Source organism: Micromonospora sagamiensis (assembly GCF_014680085.1).
Lineage (GTDB): Bacteria > Actinomycetota > Actinomycetes > Mycobacteriales > Micromonosporaceae > Micromonospora > Micromonospora inyonensis.
Genome location: NZ_AP023438.1, coordinates 269,836 through 281,512 on the forward strand (window position 1 = coordinate 269,836; position 11,677 = coordinate 281,512).

Genomic DNA, 11,677 nt, shown 5'->3' on the forward strand with positions numbered 1-11,677 from the left:
CCCCACCACCGATGACAATCGGCGCAGACCGGGCGGAGATCCGGCGGTTGCGGCGGTGCGATCCAGACCTCGCCGGGCAGTTGAGGCTGTCTCGTAACACCACGCCGGGCCGTAGGTCTTGAAGTCGGCGCGGTCCTGCCGTAGAAATTCTTCAGCAATATTCGACAAAGTGAAGACTAACGACAGGTTCCCCCGCCCCTCGCGCGGTGGCCGTCATCCCCACATCCGGCGGCAGCCCGTACCGATTCGAGGAGAGAGCATGAACAGGCGTGACATCCTGCGGCGCAGCGCCGCCGCCGGCCTGCTGGCCACCCCCGCCGCCGGCCTGCTCGCCGGCTGCGCCACCTCCGGCGGTGGCGACAAGGGCGATGCCGACGTGTACAAGGACACCAAGAGCGAGCAGAACCCGCTGGGGGTCAAGGAGAACGCCCCGCTGGAGGTCGTGATCTTCAACGGCGGGTTCGGCGAGGACTACGCCAAGGCCCACGAGGCCATGTACACCGAGCGGTACCCCAAGGCGACGATCAAGCACTCGGCCACCCAGGAGATCAGCAAGACCCTCCAGCCACGCTTCGTCGACGGCACCCCGCCGGACGTGGTCAACAACTCCGGCGCGGGCCAGATCGACTTCAACGGCCTGGTCTCCCAGAACGCCCTCGCCGACCTCGGTGAGCTGCTCTCGGCCCCGAGCCTCGACATTCCGGGCAAGACCGTCCAGGAGACGCTGCTGCCGGGCGCGGTGGAGGTCGGCTCGTACGACGGCCGGTTCCTGGTGATGAACTACACCTACACCGTCTACGGCATCTGGCACTCCACCAAGCTCTTCGCCGACCGTGGCTGGGAGTACGCGAAGACCTGGGACGACCACATCGCCCTGTGCAAGAAGATCAAGGCCGCCGGCATCGCCCCCTGGACGTACGCGGGCAAGCACCCCCGCTACATGAGCTGGCCGGTGATCTCCACGGCGATCAAGTTCGGCGGCCCCTCCGTGGCCACGGCGATCGACAACCTGGAGCCCAACGCCTGGAAGTCCGACGCGATGAAGGCCGCCGCCGACGCCTGGCACCAGATCGTCAAGGACAAGTTCATCCTCGACGGCACGCCGGGGCTGGACCACGTCCAGTCGCAGACCGCCTGGTGCCAGGGCAAGGCCGCGTTCATCTCCTGCGGCTCCTGGCTGGAGAGCGAGCAGAAGGCCGTCACCCCGGCCGGGTTCGACATGACCGTGGCACCGACCCCGAGCCTCGGCAGCGGCGACAAGCTGCCCTTCGAGGCGATCCGCGGCACCGCCGGCGAGCCGTTCATGGTGCCGGCCAAGGCGAAGAACGTCGCGGGCGGCCTGGACTACTTCCGGACCATGCTGTCGAAGAAGGGCGCCCAGGACTTCACGAAGAAGGTCTCCAGCCTGACCGTGGTGGCCGGGGCCACCGAGGGCGTGGAGCTGCCGTTCGGTCTCACCACCGTGGTCAAGGCACTGGAGGCCTCCGGGACCAACGGATTCAACTGGGTCTACAACAACTACTACCGCAAGCTGGAGCGCAACCTGGTCGACGCCGCGTGCGGCGAGTTCTTCAGCGGGCGGATCGGCCCGGCGGAGTTCCTGGACCAGTGCCAGAAGGGCGCCGACTCGATCGCCCAGGACAGCTCCATCAAGAAGTACAAGCGGGCCGCGTGAAGCCCCGGCCGGGCGGGGCAGCGCCCCGCCCGGCCGCCGCCGGAGAGTAGGCCCCATGAAACACGGCAAGTACCCGCTGATCGTCACCTTCCTGGTGCCGCCGCTGCTGCTGTACGTCGTCTTCGTCGTCTCGCCGTACCTGCAGGCGTTCCAGATCTCCACCACCGACTGGCTGGGCTACTCGGCCGAGGCCAACCCGGTGGGCCTGGCCAACTTCCGGGCCCTGTGGCACGACGACTACGTCTGGAACGCGTTGAAGAACAACGCGATCCTGCTCGCCCTGGTGCCGGTGCTGACCATCGGGCTCGGGCTGTTCTTCGCCACCATGCTCAGCATGGGCGGGCGCCGGGGCCGGGCCGGGGTCACCGGGGTGCGCGGCAGCGCGCTCTACCGCACCGTCTACTTCTTCCCGCAGGTGCTCTCGGTGGTGATCATCGCGGCGCTGTGGAAGGAGGTCTACCAGCCCAACGCCGGACTGCTCAACGGCATCCTGCGCGCGGTCGGGCTGCCCGCGCCGGCCTGGCTCGGCGACCCGCGTACCGCGTTCTGGTGCGTGCTGGCGGTGATGATCTGGGCCAACGTCGGGTTCTACGTGGTGCTCTTCGGTGCCGCCATGTCGGCGATCCCGCGGGAGATCTACGAGGCGGTGCTGATCGACGGGGCGTCGCGCTGGACGACGCTGCGCCGGATCACCATCCCGCTGCTGTGGGACACCGTCCAGGTCGCCTGGATCTACCTGGCCATCGCCGCGCTGGACGGCTTCATCCTCGTGCAGCTGATGACCAACGGCGGCCCCAACTTCTCCTCCGACGTCATCGGCGTACGGCTGTACGACACCGCGTTCGGCAGCGAGACCAAGTTCGGCTACGCCTCGGCGATCGGTGTGGTGATGTTCTTCCTGACCCTGTCGGTGGCCGTGCTGGCGCTGCGGGTCAGCCGGCGGGAACGGATCGAACTGTCATGACCACCATCGACACGTCCACCGACGTCACCGCCGGCCGGGGCCGGGGCACCGGCGCCGACCGGGCGGTACGCCGCGACCGGGGCGTGGTGGACGTCCTCTCGCACGGCTTCCTGCTGCTCTGGGGCGCACTGACCGTGCTCCCGCTGCTGTGGATGTTCCTCAGCTCGTTCAAGAGCAACGCGGAGATCGTCTCCGACCCGTGGGGCCTGCCCGGCGAGCTGCGTTTCGACAACTGGGCCCGGGCGTGGACCAGCGCGCACATCGGCCGGTACTTCCTCAACAGCACGATCGTCGTCACCGGCTCGGTCGCCCTCACCATGCTGATGGGTGCCACCGCCGCGTACGTCTTCGCCCGGTACGAGTTCCGGGGCCGCCAGCTCGCGTACTACCTGTTCGTCGGCGGCCTGATGTTCCCGGTCTTCCTCGCCCTGGTGCCGCTGTTCTTCGTCGTGCGCAACGCCGGGCTGTTCGGCACCTGGACGGGGCTGGTCCTGGTCTACGCCGCGTACTCGCTGCCGTTCACGGTCTTCTTCCTCACCGCGTTCTTCCGCACCCTGCCGACGTCGGTGGCGGAGGCGGCGCTGGTCGACGGCTGCGGCCACTTCCGGTTGTTCTTCCGGGTGATGCTGCCGATGGCCCGCCCGGGGATGATCAGCGTGGCCATCTTCAACTTCCTCAGCCACTGGAACCAGTTCCTGCTGCCACAGGTGCTGTTGCAGGGCGACGACTCGAAGTGGATGCTGGCCCAGGGCCTGGCCGCGCTGTCGGTCAGCCAGGGCTACGCGGGCGACTACGCCCAGCTCTTCGCCGGCCTCACCATCGCCGTGGTGCCGGTGCTGCTGGTGTACGTGGCCTTCCAGCGCCAGGTCCAGTCGGGCCTGACCGCCGGCCAGCTCAAGTAGTCAGCCGGCCGGCATCGGCGCCCGCCCGTTCCGAGGGCTGGCCGGCTCACGGCCGGCCCTCAGAACGGGGCGTCCACCGACAGGCGGCGCACCTGCGTCAGGTACGGGTCCAACTCCCCCACCTCGAACCGGCAGGTGCCGATGACGTGCCAGAACTGGCCGCCTGGGTCACCGTCCAGCTTGTACCGCCCGTCGGGGCTGACGGCGGCCCAGCCGTCGGGCAGGCCGATCAGGGTGGTGCGCAGCTGCGCGTGCTCCGGGTCCGCCACGTCCCACAGTCGGACGGTGCCGTCGTCACCGGCGCTGGCGAGGATGCTGCTGTCCGGGCTGAACGCCACCGACCAGACCCGTCGGGTGTGCGCGGCCAGGGTGCCGTGCAGCCGGCCGGTGCCCGGATCCCACAGCCGGATGATCAGGTCGTCACCGGCGGTGGCGAGCAGCGCGCCGTTCGGACTGAACGCGCAGGACCAGAGCCGGCCGGTGTGCTGGGTGAGCACCGTGCGTCGCTCGCCGGTGAGCGCGTCCCACACCACGGCGGTGCCGTCGTTGCTGGCGCTGGCGAGCAGGGTCCCCTCACGGTTGAAGCACACCGCGTACACCCGGTCGGTGTGCTGCTCCAGGGTGCGGCGACAGGTCGCGGTGGCCGCGTCCCAGAGCCGGACGAGCTGGTCGTCGCAGCCGGTGGCGATGGTCTCGCCGTCCGGGCTGAACGCCACCGCCCGAACCCGGCCGCGGTGCGGGGTGAGGGTGGCGAAGTGCCGGCCGGTACGCCGGTACCACAGTCGGACCGTGTCGTCGTCGTTGGCGGTGGCCATCGCGTCGCCGTCCGGGCTGAACGCGGCCGCCCAGACATGGTCGGTGTCCACGTTCAGTTCGCGTTCGTCGATCCCGGTGTCGGTGTTCCACAGGTGCACCCCGCCGTCGCCGCTCGGTGCGGCGACCAGCGGTTCACCCGGGCAGAACACGGCGGAGAGCAGCCGGTCGGCCGGACTGGCGAGCTGCCGGACCAGCCGCCCGGTGCGCGGCTCCCACAGCCGGACCACGCCGTCGTTGCCGCAGGCGGCCAGCACCTCGCCGTCGTCCCGGAAGGACAGCGAGGTGACCCGCCGCCCGTGTCCGCGCAGGGTGTGCTGAAGCTGCCCGGTCCGCGCGTCCCAGAGCCGGGTGGTGCCGTCGTTGCTGCTGGTCGCCACCTGGGTCTGGTCCGGCCGCCAGACCACCGGCCAGACCGAGCCACGGTGCCGGGTCAGCTCGTGCCGGAGCTGGCCGTCCGCGGTGCCCCAGAGTTGGATCGCGCCGTCGCTGGCGGCCGTGGCGAGCACGGTGCCGTCGGCGTTGAACCGGACGCTGTAGATCGCCCCGCGCTGCCGGCCCAGCACCCGGACCGGGCGGCCGGTCTCCACGTCCCACAGTCGTAGCGCGCCATGGGTGTCGCCGGTGGCCATCAACCCGCCGTCGGGGTGCACGTCGAGGGCGTACACGTCGGCCTCGTGGCCACGCGGCTGGCGCAGCAGATCCCCGTCGGTGGCCCGCCGGATCCACACCCGGCCGTGCTGGCCGACGGCGACCAGCAACCGGCCGTCCGGGGTGTGCACCACCCGGTAGACCACCTCCGGTTCCCGCACCTCGAAGGCGAGGTCGCCCGAGGCGATGTCCCAGCCCCGGACCACGCCGGCGCTGTCCACGACCACGACCCGCCGGCCGTCCGGGCTGAACGAGGTGCCCCAGATGGGTGCGGCGTGCCCCGGCCAGACCTGGCGCAGCCGGGCGGTGCGGGTGTCGTAGAGCCGGACCACGCCGGCCGCGTCGCCCACCACCAGCCGGCCCCGCGCGCCGTCGGTGAGCAGCGGCCACACCCAGCCGGCGAAGACGTCCTCGATCACGTGCCGCACGTCCCCGTGGTCGGCGTCCCACAGCCGTACGGTGAGGTCGGCCGCGCCGGTGACCAGGTGGTGCGCGGCGGCGTCGAAGCGGACCGCGTACACCCGGCCCCGGTGCCCCTGGAGGGTCCGCACCGGCAGGCCGGTGGCCGTGTCGCAGATCAGCACACCGCCGTCGTCGCTGCCCACGGCGAGCACCGCGCCGTCCGGGCTGTACGCCGCCGGCACCGGCAGCCGGCCCACCTCGAAGCCGTACGAGACGCCGACGGCGGGCGGCGCCAGGCCCGGTGTCACGGGACGGCCCGGGGCGACCACCGCGCCACGCAGCTCCGGCGCGCGCAGCAGCGCCGCGTCGGCGTTCACGTCGATCAGCGCGGCCCGGCGCCAGCTGCTGCCGGCGACCCGCGCGTCGCGCAGGTCCGTCCGGAACAGTCGGGCCCCGGCCAGTTCGGCCTCGCGCAGGTCGGCCCCGGCGAGGCGGGCCTGGTCCAGGCGGGCGCCGCGTAACCGGGCGTGTGCCAGCCGGGCCCCGGTCAGGTTGGTGGCGACCAGGCGGGTGTCGGTCAGGTCCGCACCGGTCAGATCCGCCTCGGCCAGTTCCCGGTGCGACAGGTCCTCACCACGCAGCACCGCGCCACGCAGGTCGGCCCGGTCCGGCAGCCGCAGCCGGGCGCTGAGCCGCAAGGCGTTGGCCCGGACCGTCTCGCCAGCCGTCTCGTCGCCGAGTACCTGCGCCGTCCAGGCGGTGCAGCGGGCCGGGTCGGCGAGGTCGCCGAGGAACTCCACGGCCAGCGCCGAGAGCGGGCGCGCCGCCAGGGCCGACGGTTCCTCGCCCTGGTTGAACTGCGCGGCGATCCCTGCGGCGACCAGCCACTCCATCACGGAGGCGTGGATGAACCCGAACAGGCCGTCGTCGGTGCGGACCAGCAGGCTGCCCGCACCCACCGCGTGCGTCGCCTGCGGTCCGGAGAGCCGGGACTCCGCCAGCCCGGCCAGCTGCCCGGCGGTCTCGGCCAGCTCGGCCAGGCGCAGGTACGACTCCCCGCTCTCCCAGAGCTGGAACGCCAACCGGCTCACCGCCTGCCACAGCTCGGGGCGGCGCAGGCTGACCGGTACGCCCGGCACCCCCTGCGTACGCCGCTCCTCGAAGTCCAGCCAGGACTCCAGGATCTCCCGGTAGAGCGCGGCCGCGCTGAACGTGCCACCCGCACCCGACACGGCGGCCAGCCGTCCCTCGTCGAGGTTGGCGATGAAGCCCAGCATGCGCGGGTTGCGGGAGAGGCCGAGCAGGTCCTTGACCCCGCCGAGCAGGTCCATCCGCTCCCGGGCGGCCCGCTCGTCACCGCCGTAGCGGTGCCGCAGGAATGCCTCGATCTGCCCGGGGGTGAAGTCCTCGATGGCCAGCACCCGCCGGTGCGGCAGCATGCCCACCCGCTCGCCGAGGGCGGTGAGCACCTGCGAGTTGGTCTTGAAGTGCTGGGTGCGGCTGCTCACCACGATCTTGGCGTTGCCCTCGGCCGCCTGGAGCAACGTCTCCAGGTGGTCCGCCGCCCGGTCGTAGGTGACCCGGGCCACCAACTCGTCGAAGCCGTCGAAGAGCAGCACGATCCGCCCCTGCCGGAGCATGTAGCGGAACGCCTTGAGGTCGATCACCTGCTCGCCGTGGTTGGCCAGGTGCGCGGCGACCAGCCCGTCGACCGAGTGTGCCTTGTCCAGCGCACGCAGCTCCACCAGGATCGGGATCAGGTCGGGGGCGGCGGTCGGCAGCCGGCGGGCCACCTCGCGCAACGCGAACGTCTTGCCCCGGCCGAAGTCGCCGAGCACCAGCACGAACCGGCCGTCCGGCGCGGAGGCCAGCCCGAGCAGTTCGTCCACCACGTCCTCGCGGACCTGCTGGTCGGCGCCGACCAGGTGGCGATAGCGCTGCGGCACGTACTGGCCGGGCGGGTAGAGCCGGTCGGCCTGTAGCCGGGCGGTCTGCGTGGCGACGTACTCGCGCAGGTCGAGCAGCCCTTGGAACTCGGTCAGGTGCAGCACCCGTACGCCGCGCCGCTGCGCCTGGTCGGCCAGCCCGCGCGGAACCCGGTCGCCGTCGTAGACCAGCTCGGACGGGATGTCCGGGTCGGTGGCGTGCACCCGCCGGGCGAAGTGGTCGAGGTCGGTGGCGGTCGGGGTGCCGACGTACGCCCCGACCCGCTGCTGCCGGACCACCCCGTCGGCGCGGTAGGTGACGAACAGGTGTGGTGGTTCGGCCGCCACCCGGCGGACCAGCACCCGGTCGTGACGTGCCTCGCAGACCTCGGCCAGCCGGTCGAGCAGTCGGTCCAGCGGCGCCGCCGGGACCACGGCCGGCGGGGTGGCCGGCGCGTCCTGGGTGGGCCCCTCGACGGCGGTGGGCTGCCGCGGGTCGGGCACCTGGGCCGGACCGGCAGCCCCGAACGTCGCCTCCGTCCGTGGCCAGCTCACCGCCGTCGGCTCGCCCACCTCGTGCCGGTCGTCGCGGCCGAGCACCCAGCGGGTCATCCCGTCGGCGGCGAGCCGGAGCACCTGCGCCCGGCCGTCGCGGGAGGCGGTGGCCAGCGGCACCACCGGGTCGACCCGGGCGCCGGTCGGCGCGGCGTCGGAGAACAGCAGGTTGAGCATCGGCCCGAGCAGGCGGTTGAACGACCCCCGGTCGCGCAGTGTCACCCCGTCCGGGACCGCCACCTCGTCGGCGTACGGGGTGCGCGGGCCGGGGACGTGCGCCATCGCGCCCAGCCGCAGCCAGCCGGACTGCTGGTAGTGACGCAACCGCTGGGCGAACCAGGTGGACTGGGCCTCGCCGAGGAAGCCGTACCGGTCCTCCTCGCGGTGGGTGACGGCGACGGTGGAGTTCAACCCGGCCACCACCACCCGCAGGTCCGGCACCGGGAACAGCGTCCAGGGTTGCTCGCTGTCGAAGATCCGGTCCTCGAGACCCTGGTAGAGGTCGTCGAAGAGCCGCGCGTAGTGCCGCCACTTCGGCCAGTACGGCGGCTGCGGGTCGACGTCGTCCGCCTCGCAGGTGGCGAAGTACGCGCGACTCGCGGCCATGGTCACGTCGCGCGGGCCGGGCACCACGACCAGACGGTGCGGCTCCAACCCGAGCAGCACCCGCAGCCCGGTGAGGAAACTCAGCGCGTCGGAGAACTCGCGGGGGCTGCCGGACTCGGTCAGGTTGCCCGCCACCACCAGCAGGTCGGGTCGGGGAACGCCGTCGTTCATCAGCAGGGTGAGGTCACCCATCAGGTGTTCCTGGAGCTCTCCGGGGGTGACCGGGGCACCCGGCGCGATCACGCCCCGACCGAACCGCGGTCCGGCCACCTGGAGCACGGTCAGCGCCGTCCGCGCGGTCGGTACGGCCACCGAGGCGGGCGGGAACGGTGGCGGGTTGATCGGCGTACGCCGCGACCGGCGCGGCGCGGGCGGGCCGACGACGGGCGCGGAGAGCACCCCGGTCGGGTCGGCGGGATGGTGCGGGAAGGCAGGTTGCCGGGCGGGCTTCGCGCGGCCGTCGAGCGCTTCCCGGATCCGGTCCAGCACCCGGGAACGTGCCTGCGCGGGGTCGGTGACCCCGACCAGGTCGACGTACGTGATGGTGGCGAGCAGGCCGTCGATCGGGCAGTCCTCCACCCGGACGGTGACCAGCTTGTTGCCGGTGCCGTCCGGGTCGGCGCGCAGCGCGGCCTGCCACTCGAGCTTGCCGTAGGTGGAGTGCAGGTAGCGTTCGGACAGGACGGCCACCACGACTGCGGCCTCCCGGACCCCCCGGTCCATGAAGTCGATGAAGTTGGTGCCGGCCACGAAGTCCCACGCCTGGAGCATGGTGCGGTAGCCGGCGGCCTCGAACTCCCACGCCAGCCACGTCGCCCAGCGCTCGTCGGCGGGCGAGTAGCTGATGAAGAAGTCGATCGGGCGGTCGGACCGGGTCGGTTGCGTGCCTACAGCCACCTGGCCATTATGGCCACCCACCGTCAACGCGTCGCCACCCTGGGAGGTCGACCCGTCGCGTCCGGCCCGGTCGGGCGAGAAGCGGTGTGCGAGGATCCTGCCTTGTGGAGACCACCGGCGAGCCACCGTCGGCCGCACCGGACCGATCCCGCTGGGGCCGGCTGCACGTACTCGACTGGGTCGCGATCGGGCTGCTCGCAGGCGGCGTCCTCTGCGTTCTCACCGGTCTCCTCCCCGGCGCGGACGCCGAGGCCACCGTACGCCGGATCCTGCCGATCCTGGTCTTCCTCGGCACCGTGGTGGTGCTGGCCGAGCTGACCGCGGTGGCCGGGGTCTTCGACGCGCTCGCCGCCCGGATGGCGATCACCGCCCGAGGCAACTTCGGCGCGTTGTTCTGGCTCTGCGTCGGGTTCGCCTCGGTGACCACGATCGCGCTCAACCTGGACACCACCGCCGTCCTGCTCACTCCGGTGATGATCGCCCTGGCCCGCAAGCTCGGCGTGCCGCCGATCCCTCTGGCGATGACCACGGTCTGGCTGGCCAACACGGCGAGCCTGCTGCTGCCCGTGTCCAACCTGACCAACATCCTGGCCAGCGACCGGATCGGGCTGGCCCCGGTGCCGTGGGCGGCCCGGATGTGGTGGCCGCAACTGGTCGCCATCGCGATCACCATGCTGCTGCTCTGGTGGTGGTACTGGCGGCCGGCGCGGGCCGGCGCCGACCCGTTCGTGCCACCGCCGCCGCACGTGCCGCCCGACCCCGTGCTCTATCGCACCGCGCTCGTGGCCTGCCTGCTCTTCGTCGCCGGGATCCTCGCCGGGGTCGAGATCGGGATCGTCTCCGGGGTGGCCGCGGCGATCCTGGTCGCCGGGTTCGCGGTCCGCGCCCGGGGCAGCCTGAGACTCCAGCTGGTCCCCTGGCGGCTGCTGGTCTTCGTCACCGGGCTGTTCCTGGTGGTGCAGACCATCGGCCGGCACGGGCTGGACACCGTGATGGGCACGTTGATCGGCAGCGACCCGGGAACCGAGGGCGCACTGCGGGCCGGCGCCGCCGGCGCGCTCTTCGCCAACGCGGTCAACAACCTGCCCGCGTACGTGGCCGGGGAGGCGGTCATCGCCCCCGACCACCACACCCAACTGCTGGCCCTGCTGGTGGGCACCAACGTCGGCCCGCTCGCCACCCCGTGGGCGTCGCTGGCCACGCTGATCTGGTACGAGCGCTGCCGGGCCGCCGGGGTCGCGGTCCCGCTGGGCCGGTTCCTGGCCACCAGCGCTGTCCTCGCCGCCCTGTGCACCGTCGCCACCGTCGCCGCCCTGCTGGTCACCCCGTCAGCCTGACGGCTGCCTCACCATCCGCCCGCCACACCGTCCGCCGTCGTCGGTCACCAGCCGACAGTGGTCAGGCTGATCGGCGTGAGATGGCGGACCTGCGGCTCGATCCACTGTGCCACGGTGACCAGCTTGACCAGCCGGTCGATGGTCTCCGGCGGGCCGGCGACGAAGCTGCGCCGGTCAGCCGGGCACCCGTACCGGTCGTCGAAGCAGCCACCGTCGAGGGCCCGGACCACCATGCCGGCCTCGGCAGCCACCAGCATCCCGGCCGGCAGGTCGACCGCCTCCGGGCGGTAGCCGACAATGCCGTCGATGTCGCCCCGGGCCAGCATCACCCAGGACAGCAGCGGCGCCCACAGTTGCAGCACGCGCCGGGCGGTGGAGTCGAGCACCACCTTCAGGGCGCGGGCGGTGCTGTCGTCCCGGCGTACCTCGTGTCCCTGGGTCCAGGCCAGCACCGGCGCGGCCGGCACCGGCCGGTGCGGCGTGCGCAGCGGCTGGCCGGCCGGGCCGTCCACGTGCACGAAGGCGCCCTGGCCCCGGACGGCCGACCAGGTACGGCCGGCGACCGGGTCGTGCACCACCCCGAGCACCGGCGAGCCCCGGTCGCAGAGCGCGATCCCGACCACGTACGTGGGCAGTCCGATCGCCACGTTGTTGGTGCCGTCGAGCGGGTCGACCAGCCACGCCCAGGAGTCGCCGGCGGCGTACTCGCCGCCCTCCTCGGCGATCACGCCGTGCTCCGGCCAGCGGGCCCGGATCCGGTCGACGATCAGCTGTTCGGCGGCCAGGTCCAGGTCGGTGACCAGGTCGCCGGAGTCGTTCTTGGCCCGGGCGCGCATGTCGCCCCGGGTGCCCCGGCGCAACAGCCGCCCGGCGGCCTGGGCGGCCTCCACCGCGAACCGGTGCGCGTCCCGCAGGTCCGGCCCGCGTCTGCTCGGCTCCACGTCCATGCC

The 11,677-nt window shown here is 72.4% G+C and carries 6 protein-coding genes; 4 read left to right on the plus strand and 2 right to left on the minus strand.

Annotated elements, in window-relative coordinates; translation table 11 throughout:
• The first annotated feature begins 259 nt into the window (after positions 1 to 259).
• The 3 genes from ngcE to IGA62_RS00950 are packed head-to-tail and all read left to right on the plus strand — an operon-like array spanning position 260 to position 3,541.
• Positions 260 to 1,675, plus strand: a complete 1,416-nt coding sequence (ngcE, locus tag IGA62_RS00940; RefSeq protein WP_145817077.1) for an N-acetylglucosamine/diacetylchitobiose ABC transporter substrate-binding protein — start codon at positions 260 to 262, stop codon at positions 1,673 to 1,675.
• 55 nt (positions 1,676 to 1,730) lie between these two features.
• On the plus strand, positions 1,731 to 2,639 hold the full coding sequence (locus tag IGA62_RS00945; protein WP_145817075.1) for a carbohydrate ABC transporter permease: 909 nt from the start codon (positions 1,731 to 1,733) through the stop codon (positions 2,637 to 2,639).
• Positions 2,636 to 3,541, plus strand: coding sequence for a carbohydrate ABC transporter permease (locus IGA62_RS00950; protein WP_145817072.1), 906 nt, complete (start codon positions 2,636 to 2,638; stop codon positions 3,539 to 3,541). The genes IGA62_RS00945 and IGA62_RS00950 overlap by 4 nt, the downstream gene beginning before the upstream one ends.
• Positions 3,542 to 3,600: 59 nt before the next feature.
• On the opposite strand, the gene IGA62_RS30510 is transcribed toward IGA62_RS00950, so the two are convergent.
• The gene (locus IGA62_RS30510; RefSeq protein ID WP_145817070.1) at positions 3,601 to 9,390 is read right to left on the minus strand and encodes a WD40 domain-containing protein; all 5,790 of its coding nucleotides are present in this window, start codon (positions 9,388 to 9,390) and stop codon (positions 3,601 to 3,603) included.
• 104 nt (positions 9,391 to 9,494) lie between these two features.
• Between IGA62_RS30510 and IGA62_RS00960 the strand changes: the two genes are divergently transcribed.
• Entirely contained in the window at positions 9,495 to 10,727 is a 1,233-nt protein-coding gene (locus IGA62_RS00960) for an ArsB/NhaD family transporter (protein WP_145817069.1), read from the plus strand.
• 44 nt (positions 10,728 to 10,771) lie between these two features.
• Here IGA62_RS00960 and IGA62_RS00965 read toward each other — a convergent pair whose 3' ends face one another.
• Positions 10,772 to 11,674, minus strand: a complete 903-nt coding sequence (locus tag IGA62_RS00965) for an inositol monophosphatase family protein (protein WP_145817066.1) — start codon at positions 11,672 to 11,674, stop codon at positions 10,772 to 10,774.
• Positions 11,675 to 11,677: the final 3 nt, after the last annotated feature.